At 41.5% G+C, this 17,873-nt stretch carries 12 protein-coding genes and 4 CRISPR repeat arrays; of the genes, 10 read left to right on the top strand and 2 right to left on the bottom strand.

Features of this window, described 5'->3' with window-relative positions; translation table 11 throughout:
- Positions 1-12: 12 nt before the first annotated feature.
- From N483_RS16975 to N483_RS27630, 9 genes are all read left to right on the top strand, one after another.
- Complete coding sequence (locus N483_RS16975) at positions 13-1,761, top strand: ABC transporter ATP-binding protein (protein WP_023400033.1); 1,749 nt, start codon at positions 13-15, stop codon at positions 1,759-1,761.
- A gap of 356 nt (positions 1,762-2,117) precedes the next feature.
- Entirely contained in the window at positions 2,118-2,399 is a 282-nt protein-coding gene (locus tag N483_RS16970; RefSeq protein ID WP_023400032.1) for a hypothetical protein, read from the top strand.
- 275 nt (positions 2,400-2,674) lie between these two features.
- A CRISPR array of direct repeats spans positions 2,675-3,482; the repeat unit is 28 nt.
- A 380-nt stretch (positions 3,483-3,862) separates the two neighbouring features.
- Positions 3,863-4,672: a CRISPR direct-repeat array (repeat unit 28 nt; unit sequence GTTCACTGCCGTACAGGCAGCTTAGAAA).
- Between the two features lie 398 nt (positions 4,673-5,070).
- Positions 5,071-5,901, top strand: a complete 831-nt coding sequence (locus N483_RS16965; protein WP_023400031.1) for a helix-turn-helix transcriptional regulator — start codon at positions 5,071-5,073, stop codon at positions 5,899-5,901.
- A gap of 98 nt (positions 5,902-5,999) precedes the next feature.
- Positions 6,000-7,013 carry a type I-F CRISPR-associated endonuclease Cas1f gene (gene cas1f, locus N483_RS16960; RefSeq protein WP_023400030.1) on the top strand — a complete coding sequence of 338 codons (1,014 nt, stop codon included), beginning with the start codon at positions 6,000-6,002 and terminating at the stop codon, positions 7,011-7,013.
- Positions 7,010-9,964 carry a CRISPR-associated endonuclease Cas3'' gene (locus tag N483_RS16955; protein WP_023400029.1) on the top strand — a complete coding sequence of 985 codons (2,955 nt, stop codon included), beginning with the start codon at positions 7,010-7,012 and terminating at the stop codon, positions 9,962-9,964. Before cas1f ends, N483_RS16955 begins: the two co-directional genes overlap by 4 nt.
- A 19-nt stretch (positions 9,965-9,983) precedes the next feature.
- Complete coding sequence (gene cas7fv / locus N483_RS16950; protein WP_023400028.1) at positions 9,984-10,940, top strand: type I-Fv CRISPR-associated protein Cas7fv; 957 nt, start codon at positions 9,984-9,986, stop codon at positions 10,938-10,940.
- An 8-nt stretch (positions 10,941-10,948) separates the two neighbouring features.
- Positions 10,949-11,953 carry a type I-Fv CRISPR-associated protein Cas5fv gene (gene cas5fv, locus N483_RS16945; RefSeq protein WP_023400027.1) on the top strand — a complete coding sequence of 335 codons (1,005 nt, stop codon included), beginning with the start codon at positions 10,949-10,951 and terminating at the stop codon, positions 11,951-11,953.
- A 9-nt stretch (positions 11,954-11,962) separates the two neighbouring features.
- Positions 11,963-12,514 carry a type I-F CRISPR-associated endoribonuclease Cas6/Csy4 gene (gene cas6f, locus N483_RS16940; RefSeq protein WP_023400026.1) on the top strand — a complete coding sequence of 184 codons (552 nt, stop codon included), beginning with the start codon at positions 11,963-11,965 and terminating at the stop codon, positions 12,512-12,514.
- Between the two features lie 167 nt (positions 12,515-12,681).
- A CRISPR array of direct repeats spans positions 12,682-13,790; the repeat unit is 28 nt; unit sequence GTTCACTGCCGTACAGGCAGCTTAGAAA.
- A gap of 369 nt (positions 13,791-14,159) precedes the next feature.
- A CRISPR array of direct repeats spans positions 14,160-14,908; the repeat unit is 28 nt; unit sequence GTTCACTGCCGTACAGGCAGCTTAGAAA.
- Between the two features lie 211 nt (positions 14,909-15,119).
- Complete coding sequence (locus N483_RS27630; RefSeq protein ID WP_269201438.1) at positions 15,120-15,245, top strand: hypothetical protein; 126 nt, start codon at positions 15,120-15,122, stop codon at positions 15,243-15,245.
- A gap of 4 nt (positions 15,246-15,249) precedes the next feature.
- On the opposite strand, the gene N483_RS16935 is transcribed toward N483_RS27630, so the two are convergent.
- Complete coding sequence (locus tag N483_RS16935; protein WP_023398200.1) at positions 15,250-16,311, bottom strand: bifunctional transcriptional activator/DNA repair enzyme AdaA; 1,062 nt, start codon at positions 16,309-16,311, stop codon at positions 15,250-15,252.
- A gap of 200 nt (positions 16,312-16,511) precedes the next feature.
- Here N483_RS16935 and N483_RS16930 point away from each other — a divergent pair, with 200 nt between their 5' ends.
- On the top strand, positions 16,512-17,435 hold the full coding sequence (locus N483_RS16930) for a DMT family transporter (protein ID WP_036975368.1): 924 nt from the start codon (positions 16,512-16,514) through the stop codon (positions 17,433-17,435).
- Positions 17,436-17,494: 59 nt separating this feature from the next.
- Here N483_RS16930 and N483_RS27295 read toward each other — a convergent pair.
- Positions 17,495-17,873: hypothetical protein (locus N483_RS27295; RefSeq protein ID WP_196764413.1), on the bottom strand; the 379-nt coding region annotated here is incomplete at its 5' end.

Raw genomic sequence — 17,873 nt, 5'->3', positions numbered from 1 at the left:
TGCGAGCACTAAATGGATAGACAAACCATAACCAGTATTTTTCGTGTCTTAAAGCATGTAGAAGCAGGAAAAAAACGCCTTGTGAACGGTATTTTGTTTAGATCAGTAGCTGGCTGCTTATCTATTTGTCCTCTCGCATTATGCTTTTATTGGCTCTATAGCGAGTTGCGTACCACAAGTGACAAAATTGTATTATTGCAGAGCCCAAGCGGCTATCTCATTATTTTGGTTGGGGTGTTTTTTGCGCAATTAGTGTGTGCCTATTTAGGTTATTCACAGAGTTTTATTGCTAGCTCCCAAATAATTCATGCTTATCGAAAAAAGTTGATAAACCACATTAAAATGCTGCCTCTTGGTCAAATAAATCAAACGCCCAACACGGAATTTGCCAAGCAATTAAATCAAGATATTAAAGCAGTTGAGCAAGGCTTAATTCACGCAATACCGAGTTTAATTGCTGTACTCATCCCGACTATAGTGGGTGTTGCAATATTGGCATTGATTTCACCCTTGTACACTTTAGGTGTGTGTCTGGGCTTGATGAGTGCATTCTATATGATGCTTTTTGCAAAGAACAAACTTGAGCAAATTGCTAAGGAAAAAGCGCTATCTGATCATCAAATTAGTCGAACGGTGAAAGATTATATAGAGGCATTACGGGTAGTTAAGTTGTTCAATCAATCGTGTCATTGGCTCGCGCGGGTTGAAAAACAGCTCAGAATTAATAAACATCATAGCTTGCAGGTTGGGATATGGCAGGGCAGTCCTGTGCTGGCTTATCGAATTGCACTCAATATGACCGTGGTGCTAATCGTTGCTATGTTAGCGGTGACACGACCTGAGCAAGGTGTCTTAACCATCGACTTTGAGGCCATTATATTTACGCTTCTGTTAATGCAAATACTCTTTCCGCTATACGGTATTGATAAACAACTCAGTGTATTGCGCATTGCAATTCAATCTGAGCAAAAACTCGACGCATTGTTGGGGGAGTCAATACTCACTGAACCTGCTGAGGCCCACATACCTAAGCGCAATAGCATTAAATTTGAGCGCGTGTCCTACAGTAATGGCATTGTTCAAGCCATAGAGCATGTTTCTTTTTATGTTCCTGAAAACTCAGTAACCGCCGTCGTAGGAGAAGCGAGTGGCGGTACCTCGGCATTACTTAAATTGTGTTCACGTTTTGTAGAGCCTGATTCAGGCCATATAAAAATCGGGGGTATAGACCTAAAAGATATTGGCTCTCAAGGGGTTTTCAGCATGGTTAGTGTAGTGTGCCAAAATGTGCAACTGATAGATGCCAATGTATTGGACAATATTCGAATAGCCAAACCTGGTGCCAGTAATGAAGAGGTTTTGCAAGCTTGTGAGCAAGCTAATTGTCTTGAGTTTATTGACCAGTTACCAAATGGCGCAATGACTCAAATCGGCGACAAGGACATAAAGTTATCTGCCCATCAACGACATCGAATAGCCATTGCTAGAGCATGGTTAAAAGATGCGCCTATAGTCCTGTTTGATGAGGCAACCGCATTTTTTGACCCCATTGCACATAATGATGTGGCTTGTGCCACTGCGCGCTTGATGAAAAATCGCACGGTTATCATAGTGACACATCATTTATCGAACATCATGCACGCCGATAATATTTTAGTAATAAATGAGGGAAAGCTGGTGGAGTCAGGCACTCACCGCTGTTTATTATCAATTGGTGGTTACTACACCCGTTTGTGGCAGGCACATATACGAGCCGCGTAAAGGGGGTTGACGGCTAGTTTCACTGTTAAAAAAAATCACTTTTTTTGTGTTGCCAGCTGCATTTATACAGGTGTCACAACGTTCTTTAACAACTTGGGAAATATAACAATTGTACCAAAAACTTTGATGGATTTTTCGCGAGGTTTTTATTTTATAAATCCAAGGTCTATTTTAAGGTTGTTGCCTTTGAATGCGGTGTTAAACCGTCGAATTTAACCAGGTATTTTAAAACTGTTTATCGCATTGAAGGTGCAAAAAAGTAGTGTGATTGAAAATAACTCAATTGTTAATTTTGTGTGTTTTTTGTAGCGTCAATTTTCAAGTGTTTATTCAACTAGATATTCAAGGAAAAGCGAATGAAGAAAATGCTACTGACAGTGATCAGCTGTTTAGGTATAAGTGTCGCGGCGATTGCCGCAGATACTCAAGCGGCAACTCCAAGTCAAACGGCCACTATTGATGGGATAACATCGGCAACTTATACGGCTAACACAAACATTTTGGGCCTGTTAACTCCTTCAAATGCCTGTACAGATAGATGTCAATATGAGTATGAAGCCTGTGTTAAATGGGCACCACCTTGGAAAAACTGCCGTGCATATCTTACAAGTTGTACGAGAAACTGCGCAAATAAATAAAATAAGTGTCACGAGTCTATGAGGTCGCTTCACGACCTCATATGTTGAAATAAACCTGAAAAGTAGTGGTTTTTGGTACTTTTGAAGTTAAGTACATCAAGTAAATACCACAATTATTCTCCTTGCTGTTTAAAAAAGGAAAAATACCCTTTTATTTTTCGATAATGCTGAGGCTTTAAAAATCAACAAGTTATAGTCTCCTTAAAAAATAAGGTATTTTTACTGATAGCAAAGTATGTGTTTGTAATTCATACTTTTTGTGCTAAAAATCAATACTTCACTGCCGAATAGGCAGCTTAGAAACTTATATATCTCCTCATATGTAACATAAGCCACTTCACTGCCGAATAGGCAGCTTAGAAAATCTTCACCGTCTTCGCCTTTATCACCATCTTCTTCACTGCCGAATAGGCAGCTTAGAAAAAGAACTGGTTCGTTAGTGCCTTGCTTATAAACTTCACTGCCGAATAGGCAGCTTAGAAAATTGATTGCACTTTGTCTGTGAGCGCTTCAATCTTCACTGCCGAATAGGCAGCTTAGAAAAGTTTCGCTGTAACCAACTTTCGCCCTTGGCCCTTCACTGCCGAATAGGCAGCTTAGAAAATTGGGCGAGCGACAACCGTCGAACCATCGACCTTCACTGCCGAATAGGCAGCTTAGAAAGGTAAAAGCATGGGCCAGCACGTGGGCTATTCCTTCACTGCCGCATAGGCAGCTTAGAAAGACGGCTGGCAGGAACCTCAACGACTATCAGACTTCACTGCCGCATAGGCAGCTTAGAAAATCAATATATTGAACTAGGCAATGCATGCCCGCTTCACTGCCGCATAGGCAGCTTAGAAATTTGTGCTGCTTTTTTCGTTCAGCGCATTTGCCTTCACTGCCGAATAGGCAGCTTAGAAAAGTAATTAACGACTGCGGTAATGCCACCAAAACTTCACTGCCGAATAGGCAGCTTAGAAAACAAGGCGGTTTTGCGCCTCAACAATCCCAAACTTCACTGCCGCATAGGCAGCTTAGAGATTTATATCAAACAATCGCAGAACAATGCGAAACTTCACTGCCGAATAGGCGGCTTAGAAAACCTTGTGGTCGAAACCTAGTGCAATGAAAATGTTCACAGCCATGTAGGTAGTTACGAAACTGCAAAAGTTGGATCCTGATTTTCATCAGGATGACGGTGAGCAGCGTGGTATTTAGGGTACTGCTGGTCAAATGCAACGGGTAAATTGTTCAAATAAAATCTACATGTAACAATGTTAAATGCATTGAAAAGACCGAAAAGACCGAAAAGAGCGTGTGTCTCATTTTTAATCAATTAAAGAGGAGTTTTACCTTCTATTTTTGCTCTTTTAAAATTTTTATAGAATACAAAGAGTTAAAATTATATGTTTTTAACAAGGTAAAAATGGGCTTTTTACCTTGTTAGTTTGTTGCAACTTATCTTTTTTCATTTATCTTATAGTTCACTGCCGTACAGGCAGCTTAGAAATTGAGTGGATCCAAGGCGAAGATAATCCGTTTGTTCACTGCCGTACAGGCAGCTTAGAAATATGTCCGATTTATTTAATGTGAGTAAAAAGTGTTCACTGCCGTACAGGCAGCTTAGAAACCAAAATCCGCGTAAATCGCCGCCTTAAATTTGGTTCACTGCCGTACAGGCAGCTTAGAAATTTATCTAGACAATTGGCTGCGTTGCAGAGCAGTTCACTGCCGTACAGGCAGCTTAGAAATACCCCATAAGTGCATTTGTACAGTAGTGCCTGTTCACTGCCGTACAGGCAGCTTAGAAATGAAAGCAAGGCTGAAAATAAGCCAGACCCCAGTTCACTGCCGTACAGGCAGCTTAGAAATCTGACAGCTAATTTGGCAATCAAAATTTTGAGTTCACTGCCGTACAGGCAGCTTAGAAATCTGACAGCTAATTTGGCAATCAAAATTTTGAGTTCACTGCCGTACAGGCAGCTTAGAAAGTTGTTACATACGTTTTTGTGTTTTTGCTCAAGTTCACTGCCGTACAGGCAGCTTAGAAAGATGATGTGCGTCCTCTAACAGATCATGTGAGGTTCACTGCCGTACAGGCAGCTTAGAAAAAGTCGCTACCAATCGTACGCAATACAATACCGTTCACTGCCGTACAGGCAGCTTAGAAATGATGACCTTGAGTTGCACAACATGTTGCAAGGTTCACTGCCGTACAGGCTGCTTAGAAATGAATAATCTTTGTATATCGAGCCAACTATATGTTCACTGCCATACAGGCAGCTTAGATGATGAGTGACCGAAACGAAGTTTCGTAGCGCAAGGCATGAGTCGCTTAGAATAAGGTCATGGATGGCCAATGTGACCAAGCTCCATGGATGGATTTCAGCTCTGTGTTAGCTACATACTTCGCTTCACAGCCATTCACGCAGCCTAGATGAGGGAAATCTCGAAGCCTCCAAGCAAATGGATACTGACAGCCGTCATTCCGAGCTTGCCTCGGAATCCATGTTTTAAAGACTATTTAGGTGAGCAAAAATAACAGCGAATAAATAAGTGGTACTTTCGGCATTGCATTACTTTTGCTGAGCTAAGGTTGTGTGTTTGAACATCATCTTGTCGCTGATCAATGACTTTCATATTTTCATTTGATACATTTATTTCACGTTAAGTTTACTAAAAGTGGCATATGCAAGCTAAGGAAGAGCAATACTTTAGATATATTGAGGCGGTGTTGTTTTGGCAAGGTGAGATCCAAACAGGTACGTTTCAAGATAAATTTAAACTATCCAGACCCAGTGCAAGACGTTATCTAAATGACTTTATAGCGCGTTATCAAATCGATGCAAATTACAGCGAGTCGGAAAAAGCCTATGTATTGGCAACCCCCTTTACACCGAATTATATTTCCCAAGACTTTACCGAATATGCCAACTTAATTGGCGAGCAGTATGTACACAACTTAAGTACCTCAACGATTGCGACTCTGCCTTTACCTCATAGAAAATTAAACCCCACCATTTTACGGCCCATATTAAACGCTTGTCGTCGGCAAAGTGTGCTTGATATTCGTTATCAGTCGATAAAAGACGGTGGAGAAACGGAGCGTATTATTCGCCCTCATACACTTGTTAACTCAGGGCTTCGTTATCACTTAAGGGCCTATTGCGAAGATGCTAAAGGGTTTAGAGACTTTTCTTTATCTCGTATTTTATCTGCATCTCCGGAATTTAAATGCAAAGCGCAAAAGTACAAACAAGATGATGAAGCATGGCAACAAGAGGTGATCTTAACCATCATGCCTGATCCGCGTTTAAGCGAATATGCCCAGCAAGTCATTGCCCATGATTTTGATATGAATGGCAACAAGAAGCAGCTCAAAACCAATGCAGCGCTGCTTAATTATTTGATAAGCATTCTCCGCTTAGACGTACAGCACCCCAGCCCAGAAGCGCAGCAAATTGTGATGGACCCCGATTGCTATCGAGCACTGAGAAAGCAAAAGCTCCTTTGGAACTAAACACCACCTGTAAAAAATTTAACTGGTAAAACGTGCAGCATTGAAGCCGCGCATAGATAAAAGTACGTTATGTCTAAACCCAAAGGAAGTGGAAGACGATGGAAGACTTAAGCCCAAGCGATTTAAAAGCCATATTGCATTCAAAACGTGCCAATTTATTTTATCTAGAATACTGCCGAGTAATGCAAAAAGATGGCCGCGTTTTATATTTGACTGAGGCCACTAACGAGAACCTCTATTTTAATATTCCGATTGCCAATACCACTGTGATTTTATTGGGTAATGGCACTTCCATTACCCAAGCGGCGATGCGCATGCTTGCTCAAGCAGGTGTATTGGTCGGTTTTTGTGGTGGTGGCGCAACGCCTTTGTATATGGGCTCTGAAATTGAATGGATGACACCGCAAAACGAATATCGCCCCACAGAGTACCTCCAAGGCTGGATGGGATTCTGGTTTAATGATGAAAAGCGCTTGGATGCTGCAAAACGTTTTCAACAGGCTCGGATCGCGTTTTTAAAGCTAGTTTGGCAAAAAGACCGAGAATTAAAAGGAGAGGGCTTTAACTTTGGCGATAAGGCCATTCAAACTGCATTGGATACGTTTTTCACACGAACGGAGGCCGCGACCAATTCTCAGACGTTATTGCTCACAGAAGCACAGCTCACCAAAGTGCTTTATAAATATGCAGCCAATACCACCAATTGCGATGGTTTTAAGCGCCAGCATCAGTCATCAAAATCTGTAGATATTGGCAAAGCCAATGACTTTTTAAACCATGGCAATTATCTCGCTTATGGCTTGGCTGCCTGCACTTTGTGGGTGTTAGGCATTCCCCATGGCTTCGCAGTGATGCATGGCAAAACTCGCCGTGGAGCATTGGTGTTCGACATTGCTGATTTAATTAAAGACGCGCTTGTACTGCCTTGGGCATTCATTTGTGCCAAAGAAAATGCCACTGAACAAGAGTTTCGCCAGCAAATCCTACAAGCGTTTACCGACCATAAAGCACTGGATTATATGTTCGAACAAGTAAAGCAAGTGGCGCTTCAAGATCTCAGTGAAGAGCAAGTTGCAGAAATTGAAAACAGCCAAAAAGGTGACTCCTTATGATGGTCACATTTGTGTCTCAATGTGAGAAAAACGCCCTCAAGAAAACCAGACGGGTACTTGATGCCTTCGCCAACCGTATTGGGGATAACACATGGCAAACCGTGATCACCCAAGACGGGCTCGATACCGTTAAAAAGATGCTGCGTAAAACCGCCAGTCGTAGCACCGCTGTAAGTTGCCATTGGATTCGAACCCGCGCTCGCAGTCAGTTTTTGTGGGTTGTGGGGAATAAAAGCAAGTTCAATTTAGAGGGCGTGGTGCCTGTGAATTACACCATAGTTAATGATGTTAAAATGGATGAAACAAAAATCATGTCAGAAGTCGTTTATGCAAATACTCAAAAACAGTTACTTTCAGAACATCTTTTTGCTGTCGGAACTTTAGCTGCGCTAATAATCGAGCAGTTATTCGGGAGCAACCAACCCGGGTTAAAACAAGCTGCGTTCGTGAGTGGCTGTTTACATGATATTGGAAAATTAGATCCTGAATACAGAGCATGGCTTGAAAAAGCGATCAATAAAAATAAAAAGCAGGAAATAGAAACGCAAGAAGATGGATTACATATTGATACAGCTAAGTTTTCATTTGAAAAACACCCTCGTCATAATGAAATCTCATTGTGGTTATGTCAGTTCATTGATTTAGTACCTGTACTGCCAAATAAAAAGTTAATCCCATATGTTGAACATACAGTCTATTGGCATCATGCCAAGCCGATACGTAAAGATGAATATGTAAAGATTAATGATGTGCATCGTAAACTGAACGCAATCTACAAAGAAAAAGGCATGCAAGAATTAGTGGAGCATACCAAGCATCTGCTAAATGAAGTCGTCGAAATCAATAATAATTATGCTCATACTATAGTTAATGCTGACTTTACAAAGAGCACAATAAAATATGATGAAGACCTAACATCGGGTTTTCGCAATACAGATTTACCATACTATAAGCAATACGTATGTGAAGAATCGTTTCAACCCTATATCAAAGACATTAACCTTAACGCCAAGGCCAATATTTTAAGGGCATGTGTGATCAGCGCTGATCGACAAATCTCAGCATTAAGTGTGCAAGATCTCAGTAATTACATCGCAACGAGTACCTTAGATTTACTAGTTGAAAAAACACTTCAACAGCAAAGTAATTTAACCCAGCAAATACGAGATTGCTTATTAGGGTTTGAGCAAAGATACCCAAACAGTGAGCGCAATCAAGCTCAAAATGCCACAGCCAAAGAACTGTTAGATGTCGAGCAGGTGGCTGTACTTAATGGCCCAGCAGGGTGTGGTAAAACTAAAATTGCATTGGAGTGGGCAAAATTAAGCGAAGCCAATAAAATTATTTGGGTTTGTCCACGAGTACAAGTGTGTGAAGGCCTTTACCAAGACTTAACCAGTAACGAATACCTTCCATCTGGCAAAGTAGAAATATGCACAGGGGAGTTTAAATACGTTAATAACCAAGGTGAATCAGAGCTAACACCGCAAGGGCAAGAGTTTTCTGGTGATATTGTATTAACGACGATTGATCAGGTTATTAATAGCATCACTACACACACCAATGTGACTGCATTTACGGATTTTTTGAATAGTCATATTGTTTTTGATGAGTTTCATGAATACATTCCAATGCCTGCGTTTAATCTACTATTCGCGGAGTTAGTTCAAGCGAAAAAACTAATGAGTAGTAGCGCCAATACATTACTTGTTTCAGCAACGCCTAATTACAGTTTTATTGAGAGTATTTTAGAAATCGATAAACAAGACATTAAATCTATACCGAGCTTTAACCCGAGTCACTATCAGATCAACTTTGAACTTTTTGATGAATCTCAGCAAAACGAAACGAACCCATTATTTAAAACACAACCTAAAAACACCATTGTTATCAGTAATACGGCAACTCTTGCGCAACAAGCTTTTATACAAAATCAAGCGGCAGAAAACGCCATTGTGTTTCATGGCAAGTTTAAAACAAAGGATAAACTTGCCATTTTCAACAAAGTTTATGAAAGCTTTAAAGCGGGTGGCACGAAAGAATTTGATGTATTGCGAAGTGGCCCGATAGTACAAGCAGCGCTAAATATTACCTGCTCGCATATGACCAGTGAATTTACCTTGGCTGAGAACTTTTTACAGCGGCTAGGGCGCTTAGACCGATTTGGTCAGAGCCAGATTGTCAATCAATATACCGTTGCTGTGCCAAGTGTTATTCCAGAATCAAATGGCAAAATTACGTGCAATTGCGCCCGCTTTCTAAATGGTAATAACAGTTATCTCAGTGCATATGCTTGGTATGTATTTTTACAAAATCATATCAGCGAACAGTCACTAACAATCAACGAAATTTATCAGCTTTATGAACGCTTTTATCAATCCAGCCAAGGACTAGCCGCCGTAGAAGAAGACTTACTAGCCGCATTAAAAGAAAGTGCCAAAGTTATCGCGGCTAAATTGCATGACCCTATTCGCTTTATTAAAAAACAAAAAGCAAGTGATAAAAAGAAATTAAAAAAATCGTCGCTACGTGGCGATAGTCGTTTTGTGCAGATGGTTGTGATGGATATTGAAACCTTCGATAACTTCACCATCACTGATGATTATGCGATTGATTGGCAAGAGTCAGACTGCGACTTTGCAAATTGCTACACGGAGTCACTTAATCTACTAAGAAACACTGGCATCATCGATTACGCAGCGAAAAAGCACCATCAAATAGACGAAACAAGCCCAAGTAAAGGCATTACAGCTAAAAACATTGGCTTGCGTAAACAGGTGTTAGAAGGTGCTGCTGTAGAGCCGCAACATCCAATTTATTTAAGTTACACGCCATCAGATTTACTAACGAAATTAGGTGAAAATGAGGGCGATGAATCTGCAATTTATTACTTAAAAGGCACAAAACAAGTAATTGGCGCAATGCCAATCAATAAAATTATTCAATCATAAACTTAGAAAGGACAAACACATGGAAAAAGTAACAGGAATTAAAAGTGTCGACTTTAAAATTGTCGCCTTAGGTCACGGTGTAGTGAATTGGAATGGACCTACAACACTTACTGGTGATGACGGTAAAACGGTTGATAATCACACACTGCCTAAATTGCGTGGCTACTCGAACTTAACGGGTAAAATAAAAGAAGAAACAGGTTATAAATATAAAAAGCAGGCTACCGATATCGACTTTAAGGAAACGCCGCTTTACATCAGCCAAAACTGTATACGCCATCATTTATTTAGATCGCAAGCATTTGATATTCACTATGCCAACAAAGCGAAGCTGGATAATTTAACTAAAGTGCTGTCATCGGTAACAGGTTTAGTGCGTGGTTATGTTGTACCAAATAGCCAAAATAAGCGTACAAGCCCGTTATTGATAGAGGATTTTGTTGACCAACTAGGCAATGGTAATTTTGAGCAATTTGGGCAAGCGGGTGAACGCGATAATTCATCGTTCTTTTCGAAAACCACCTTTGGTGACACTAAATACATTTCATACGGTTCAATCAGTATAGAGCAATTGCAATTTATTTCCCTTGATAAAAAGTTTGACCGCGAAGCAATGCAGATTAAAGAAGGACAAGGCGAGGAAGTAGCTAAGTCAGTTGAAGAGTTTATTCAAAAACTGAATCCTGAGTTATCACCCAAAGCCATTTTTCACACAAATTATGTGCGTAAAGGTACGATTTTCGATGAAGGTGAAAATGGTATTTTGCTTAATCAAGACGCGATTAAAGCATTAGTGCTATTTACTCTTAACCTAATTGCAGAGTTGTCCATTCGACAAGCGAAATCATATATGTATGTTGATGAAATAGTTATCGATTATAACGACAGCAATAAGATGATGCGTATTAAGCGTGACGAAAGTGAGACCAGTTTACAGCCGCAAACAGATTTTGCAGTTTACTTTGAAGCTAGGTAGAGGTGGTTATGAAAATAACCATTGAATATGAATCCAGTTGGCGAAATTCATTTTTAGAGGGAAGTAACAATGAAGCATTGCCTAAAACAGGGCGTAAATTTATTGGGTCGATGACGAGCTTAAAAAAGTCCGAAAACTTTATTAATCGCGCAGTTACCATAGATACCGTAATGGGTGTGTTAAATCGTTTGATTGGCGATCAGCGTAAGCTTTATCAATCTAGAAGGAGTGAAAACTATTTTTTTAAAGAGATAGAGGAGCAGGTTAGTTTTGTTGACAACCCCAAAGCTGTTAACGGTGAAATGACTTATATAAGAAATATAACAGGCAGTACAGATCAAAATGCGTTTACTGGCATGATTAAAGTAAATGATCCCATTTTTACTTCTGATTACGCAGTGCATTTTTGGGGGGTATTATCATTAGATATACCAGACTTAATTAAGTTTGTCTTAGAGCAGGAAGTAAACTTCACTTCATTATCTGCTGATCCGCTGACAATAGTTGCAAGGCTAGAAGAGATAAATAAGGAAAAGCCGTTAGAAAATGAAGGTGAGCTCGCACAAGCTTATCAACACCTTGCAGACAAATTTGAAAAATTTAAAGGAATTAATAATAAGGGGTTAATTATCCCAATTAGCATGTATTGTTCAGCACTTTATTTGCAGCTTGAAAGGCTTAGCAGTCAGTATGATATGAGTACTGCCAAAACCAAAGCAGGTGGTATCGGTGGTATCTCTAATAATGGCTTCACTAAAAAGGACTTTATGGGGCGCTACACTACAGGTGAAAAGAAAAAAATATGGGGAAACCCATATATGCGCGAGGAGATGGTAAAAGGGGTGGGTAAAGCAAAGCACTTAATGACCAAAGCTTCTGGTGAACTAGCCATTGAAATTGATATCCCCCGTGCAAAGGCAAAAGAACTCTCTCAGCTTATCGAAAATGCGGGTGTCTCATCATTTTATTTGGGCAAAAAAGGGCTGGCATACGTCAGTCATATACGGATATAGGAGGTGATAGTGGATAGTTATATTGAAATCACAATCAAACCAGATGCTGAGATGCGTGAAAATGTTTTATTGAATAAAGTGTATACAAAGCTACATAAAGCTTTGTTCACGCTGAAATCAGACAGTATTGGTGTCAGCTTCCCAAGCTATCAAGTGAAGTTAGGGCGCGTGATTCGCATACATAGTTGTGATGCCATGCTCCATGATTTAACAGGGATGAATTGGTTAGGTGGGTTAGTGGGTTACTGTGATGTGAGTGATATCCAAGCTGTACCGAGTGGGTGTGAATACCGAGTCGTTTCGCGAATTCAAAGCACCATGTCTCAGTCAAAATTGAAACGCCTAATTAAGCGAGGTTCTATTAGTGATGAACAGGTGAAAAGCTATAAAGCTAAAATGTTTACTAAAGGGCTCGATAACCCATATTTTGAACTTGAAAGTGGTTCAAATGGGCATAAGCATCGTCGTTATCTGCAATTTAGTGAAATAAAAAAAGCACCAGTGCAAGGCTATTTTGATCAATTCGGTTTAAGTAAAACGGCTACGGTTCCGTGGTTTTAAAAAACCGAATGTAAGAAAGTGATAAAGGGTATTTTTACCCTTTATTTTTGCTCTTTTAAAATATGTATAAAATACAAATAGTTGTGATAGGCTGTTTTTAATAAGGTAAAAATAGGTTTTTTGCCTTATTAGCTTGTTGCAACTTATCTTTTTTCATTTATCTTATAGTTCACTGCCGTACAGGCAGCTTAGAAATTGGGTATTTGGAGTCATCTGGTGATGGTTTTGTTCACTGCCGTACAGGCAGCTTAGAAATTGGGCTTTTAGCTTTTCTTCGTGTCGTTTCTGTTCACTGCCGTACAGGCAGCTTAGAAAATGGGGTTAGTACGCGAAGGCGTCAGCCCGTAGTTCACTGCCGTACAGGCAGCTTAGAAAAAGAGGCATTAACTTACCAGCCAAGAACTGAAGTTCACTGCCGTACAGGCAGCTTAGAAATCACTCTTGGATATGACGCCAAGCTTGAAGACCGTTCACTGCCGTACAGGCAGCTTAGAAATCTAATTATTGGTTCTTACGAGGAAAATAATGGTTCACTGCCGTACAGGCAGCTTAGAAATCCTTGTGACGATTGTCACCCCCTGAGAATCTGTTCACTGCCGTACAGGCAGCTTAGAAATCAAGCTTTTTGAGTTGGTTTGCGCCAAGAGAGTTCACTGCCGTACAGGCAGCTTAGAAAGACTGATAGCGTTACAGTTGAAGTCGGTGTCGGTTCACTGCCGTACAGGCAGCTTAGAAAGCAGATAACGCAAGGGCCACGCCGACAGGTTTGTTCACTGCCGTACAGGCAGCTTAGAAATGAATTTATCACTGCGGGTGTGTCTGTTTTTAGTTCACTGCCGTACAGGCAGCTTAGAAAGATGACTTTGTTATAACCCCATCTTGCAACACGTTCACTGCCGTACAGGCAGCTTAGAAAAATGTGTACGGTCCCGGGGTTAGCACTGATATGTTCACTGCCGTACAGGCAGCTTAGAAATAGCTTATGAGCTAAGCAAATTAAACAAAAAAGTTCACTGCCGTACAGGCAGCTTAGAAAGATACAATCATCCCTGCGGTCGGCGCAAAGGTGTTCACTGCCGTACAGGCAGCTTAGAAAAGGTGTTGGCCCTGTTATACCAAGGTCTATTGGTTCACTGCCGTACAGGCAGCTTAGAAAATTAACGGGTAACAGGGGTTAGAAATGAGTAAGTTCACTGCCGTACAGGCAGCTTAGAAATGTTATCCATGAACGACTTACGAGAACGTGATCTTCACTGCCGTACAGGCAGCTTAGAAAACTTTGTGGTCGAAACCTAGTACAATGAAAATGTTTACAGCCATGTAGGTAGTTATGAAACTGCAAAATTGGATCCTGATTTTCATCAGGATGACGGTGAGCAGCGTGATATTTAGGGTACTGCTGGTCAAATGCAACGGGTAAATTGTTCAAATAAAAGTTACATGTAGCAATGTTAAATGCATTGAAAAGACGGGAAAGAGCGCGTGTCTCATTTTTAATCAATAAAAGGGAGTTTTCCCCTTTATTTTTGACCTTTTAAAATTTACTTATAATACAAATAGTTGTGATTGGCTGTTTTTAACAAGGTAAAAATAGATTGTTTACCTTAATAGTCTGTTGCAACTTATCTTTTTTCATTTATCTTATAGTTCACTGCCGTATAGGCAGCTTAGAAATTTTGGCCAGCGAACTCGGCCATGAACCCATGGTTCACTGCCGTATAGGCAGCTTAGAAATCCATCCGTCCAGTTATTTAATAAAGGGGTGAGTTCACTGCCGTATAGGCAGCTTAGAAATTTAACAGACTTTTGGCAACCGACAGCGGCTGGTTCACTGCCGTATAGGCAGCTTAGAAACAACGTCAAATGTGCATGGTAACCTTTCAGCAGTTCACTGCCGTATAGGCAGCTTAGAAATTAAGTTGTGTAGTATCAATCATTTACTACACGTTCACTGCCGTATAGGCAGCTTAGAAAATCAACCTCAAGTGAAGCGCCGTTGTTGTTTAGTTCACTGCCGTATAGGCAGCTTAGAAAACACCGACTCGCATGCTTCAAGCATTGATGTCGTTCACTGCCGTATAGGCAGCTTAGAAAGATCATCTTAGAAGAAAAAACAATTGAGTCAGGTTCACTGCCGTATAGGCAGCTTAGAAAGTTGAGCAACCCATTAAAACCGAACCAGAGGTGTTCACTGCCGTATAGGTAGCTTAGAAATAGAGATAACGCGCTGGCCGTGGTTGCAATGCGTTCACTGCCGTATAGGCAGCTTAGAAATAACAACATACAATTAGATTTATTGGGGCTTTGTTCACTGCCGTACAGGCAGCTTAGAAATCACTACGGTTCCTCTGGTATATGCAAAGGCTCTTCACTGCCGTGCAGGCAGCTTAGAAATCAATAAAAAAATAGTCGCACAAACAGGATGGAGCTTGACCTTCGTCAGGATGAAGGGGGTTGTAAATACGTAGTTGCAGTGTTGAAGTGTATCCGAACCGTCTTCCCGAGCTTGCCTCGGGATCCATATTCAAGGGCGCAGAAAGCCTGATGATATAGGGCGAGATGGATCCTGACTTTCGTCAGGATGACGGCTGGGCTGGCGAGTTTGATGGAATTGGGTGAGATGGATCCTGACCTTCGTCAGGATGATATCGACGTGGTTGGTGGTATTTGGCATCATGGCTCCCGACGTTTATCAATGTGGCGTCGAGCATTGCGTGTTTTACACTTTTAAACCTTTATTGCTTTTTAACTCCTTCTTTGGCTAACAAGGCTTTTTTTCGTTCTAACCCCCACCTGTAGCCGCCTAAAGTACCATCGCTGCGCAATACTCGGTGGCAGGGGATCAATATGCCAATACGGTTTTTACCACAGGCTGTGCCAACGGCTCGAACCGCTTTTGGGCTGTCAATTTGTGCTGCGACTTCTCCATAACTCATTACCTCGCCCTCTTTAATACTGAGCAGAAATTGCCACACTTTAAGCTGAAATGCTGTGCCTTTAATATCCAGCGGCACATCAGGTTTGGGAGCACCGTGTGAGATATGGCTGTCCAGAGCATATATCCAGTTATCAAGCTCAGGTGTATCTTGTGCCTTGGATAGTATGAGTGTTGCTTTGGGAAACTCCTCCGATAATAGGTTCATTAAGGACCTTTGATTATCTCCAAATTGCACTGAACATACTCCCCGACTCGTTGCCGCCATCACCATGTGCCCAAGTGAGGTTTCTCTACATGCGTAGTAAATCACCTCTCCTTGTCCTCCAGCTCGATACGCTTTAGGTGACATGCCGATATTGCGTGTTGTTTCACCATACACTCGGCTTATTGAGCCAAATCCAGAGGAGTAGATAGCGTCAGTGATCCCTTCACCGGCCCTCAAATGACATTTGAATTGGCGCATTCGGACTGCATCCTGATAGTGTTTTGGAGACACTCCAAACATTGCTTTAAATGACCTTTGCAGTTGAGAGGGTGATAAGCCTGCAACCTCGCCCAATTGAGCAAGCGTCAGTTTTTCATCTGCGCACTTCTCTATATGGCGTGCGACATTAATAAGTGTGTCGGCTTTTTTTGTTGATGCAATGGGGTTACAGCGTTTGCATGGTCTGAAACTGGCCGCCAAAGCGGACGCTTGATCGCAAAAGAATCTTAGGTTTTCTGGCTTTGCTGATTTTGTAGGGCAAGAGGGCTGACAAAAAACGCCGGTGGTAATAACGCCATAGTAAAACTGTCCATCAAATGAGGGATCTCGGCGGTTTACTGCCGCAGCCATTTCAGTTTCAGTGAGCTTCATCATAGTCAGGTTCTTTGGCCATATAAAAGTGTTCATACTTCATCATAGCTGTTTCTAAAATAACATCTGATTCTTGCTACGCAATTATTTTAAATCAGCATACTGTCAGTCTAAATTTAAAAGGGGTGCAAGAATCGGATGTTTTGCAATACGTGCGCCCGCTAGCATTGTAGATACTTATAAATAGCTTGGTTACATGAACTATGACAACTTCCATCAATCACACAATGAATATAAAAATTTGGACCATGCTTGTTCTGCTATCTATGTTGTGGGGGGGATCTTTTTTCTTCGTAGGTGTTGCGGTTAGCTCGCTACCTTCAATGACAATTGTAACTCTACGAGTGGGTATTGCTGCGCTGGTATTATGGGGTATGGTCATTGCCTTAGGCGAACGCCCGCCTAAAAACCTAAAGGTATGGAGCGCGTTTTTTTCTATGGGACTGCTTAACAATGTCATCCCCTTTGTCTTGATTGTTTGGGGTCAGACACAGATTGCATCGGGCTTGGCATCTATTTTAAATGCTGCAACACCTATTTTTGCTGTGATCGTCGCTGGGGTTTTATTGCCTGATGAGCGGCCAAGCTTTATGAAGTTGGTGGGCGTTATTCTCGGCTTTTTCGGTGTCGTTATTATGATTGGTATGCCTGCTTTAGAAGGAAGTGGTAGCGTACTTGCCCAGCTAGCAGTTGTTGCAGCGGCACTATCTTATGCTTTTGCGGGTGTCTATGGGCGTCGATTTAAATCACTGGGAATTAAGCCCTTAAGCACCGCTGCAGGGCAAGTGACGGCCTCAACAATGATTATGATACCGCTAACACTGCTGATAGAGGGGTCTATAGATTTTCGTTCAGTGAGTGTTACCACTTGGGGAGCCGTTGCGGGATTGGCCGTTGGCTCTACAGCCGTCGCATATGTACTCTATTTTAAGGTGTTGGAGTTGGCTGGCGCGACGAATGTGCTCCTAGTTACGTTGCTTGTTCCGGTTTCGGCGATTGTTCTTGGTTCACTGTTTTTAAATGAAACTTTAGAAACCATTCACTTTATTGGTATGGGTCTTATTGCTATAGGGTTATCAGCAATTGATGGGCGTTTATGGCGACAATTGAGGCTGGCAGGTGTTTAGTGTTTTTATCGTTTAGAGAAGTAAATAGTGCTGCCTCTAAGCCAAAGTAACAACGCGTTTTAATAGTGAGTCTTATTTGGATGTGGATCCTGACTTTCGTCAGGATGACGGTGTGTTGTCGATAATTCGTTGCAGTGTTGAAGAGTGTCTGACCTGTCATCCCGAGCTTGCCTCGGGATCCATATTCGGGGCGCAGGTGAGCTTGATGGTATTGGGCGAGATGGATCCTGACTTTCGTCAGGATGACGGCTGAGGTGCAGTTGAGTTTGATGGCATAGAGTTAGATGGATCCTGACTTTTGTCAGGATGACGGTGTATTGTCGATAATTCGTTGCAGTGTTGAAGAGTATCCGACCTGTCATCCCGAGCTTGCCTCGGGATCCATATTCAGGGCGCAGTTGAGTTTGATGGCATAGAGCGAGATGGATCCTGACTTTC

The sequence above is a fragment of the Pseudoalteromonas luteoviolacea NCIMB 1944 genome, from assembly GCF_001625565.1.
GTDB lineage: Bacteria > Pseudomonadota > Gammaproteobacteria > Enterobacterales > Alteromonadaceae > Pseudoalteromonas > Pseudoalteromonas luteoviolacea_F.
The sequence above is the reverse complement of the archived record's forward strand: the minus strand, read 5'-3'. Positions and strand labels throughout refer to the sequence as shown.

What these genes read in the sequence shown, in the direction of transcription:
- N483_RS16975 (WP_023400033.1), top strand. Translation starts at nt 13, where the DNA reads ATGGATAGACAAACCATAACCAGTATTTTTCGTGTCTTAAAGCATGTA.
- N483_RS16970 (WP_023400032.1), top strand. Translation starts at nt 2,118, where the DNA reads ATGAAGAAAATGCTACTGACAGTGATCAGCTGTTTAGGTATAAGTGTC.
- N483_RS16965 (WP_023400031.1), top strand. Translation starts at nt 5,071, where the DNA reads ATGCAAGCTAAGGAAGAGCAATACTTTAGATATATTGAGGCGGTGTTG.
- cas1f (WP_023400030.1), top strand. Translation starts at nt 6,000, where the DNA reads ATGGAAGACTTAAGCCCAAGCGATTTAAAAGCCATATTGCATTCAAAA.
- N483_RS16955 (WP_023400029.1), top strand. Translation starts at nt 7,010, where the DNA reads ATGATGGTCACATTTGTGTCTCAATGTGAGAAAAACGCCCTCAAGAAA.
- cas7fv (WP_023400028.1), top strand. Translation starts at nt 9,984, where the DNA reads ATGGAAAAAGTAACAGGAATTAAAAGTGTCGACTTTAAAATTGTCGCC.
- cas5fv (WP_023400027.1), top strand. Translation starts at nt 10,949, where the DNA reads ATGAAAATAACCATTGAATATGAATCCAGTTGGCGAAATTCATTTTTA.
- N483_RS27630 (WP_269201438.1), top strand. Translation starts at nt 15,120, where the DNA reads ATGGAATTGGGTGAGATGGATCCTGACCTTCGTCAGGATGATATCGAC.
- N483_RS16935 (WP_023398200.1), bottom strand. Translation starts at nt 16,311, where the DNA reads ATGATGAAGCTCACTGAAACTGAAATGGCTGCGGCAGTAAACCGCCGA.
- N483_RS16930 (WP_036975368.1), top strand. Translation starts at nt 16,512, where the DNA reads ATGACAACTTCCATCAATCACACAATGAATATAAAAATTTGGACCATG.